The organism is Paracoccus sp. DMF (genome assembly GCF_004407025.1).
GTDB lineage: Bacteria > Pseudomonadota > Alphaproteobacteria > Rhodobacterales > Rhodobacteraceae > Paracoccus > Paracoccus aminovorans_B.
Map to the genome: position 1 here is coordinate 1 of NZ_SOKV02000212.1, position 516 is coordinate 516.

The following is a 516-nucleotide window of genomic DNA, read 5'->3' on the forward strand; positions in this document are numbered from 1 at the left end:
GGTGGCGGGGGTTGCGGCGTCGCTCGCCGGGGTTTCGGTCTTGTCCGTCATCGGGATCGGTCCTTTCGTGATTGAAGGGGCGTCCCGGCGGTGGAGGACGCAGTCGTGAAAGGGGTGCTGGGCGCGGAAGCCCGCGGCGGGGTCGGCGCCGACCGCGACGGCGGAGACCTCGAAGGGCGTCCAGTCGACGGCCCGCCAGAGTTCGCGGGCGGCCTCGGGCTTCGAGACCTCGAAGCGGTGGACCTGGTAGCCGATGGAGACCGCGCGGATGTGCCCGGCCTGGATGTCGCGCCAGATCGGCTCGACGTCGGCGCGTTCGCTGATCCGCACCAGCGCGATGCCGCGGCCGTTCTCGATCCGCGCCGAGCCCGGCACGACCGAGCCGATCACCGCGTCGAGCGTGTCGAGCTCGTGCACCTTCAGGAAGGGCGCACCCGCGTTCAGCCGGTCGAGCCGCACATGGGCCGGGTCGAGGCTCAGTTCCTCGTCATATGGCTCGCCGAAGAAGGTGGCGCG

1 pseudogene is annotated in these 516 nt (G+C 71.3%); it reads right to left on the minus strand.

What is annotated here, in order from left to right:
• A pseudogene (locus E3D03_RS21290) lies at window positions 1-516 on the minus strand (peptidase U37); the annotation flags it as partial.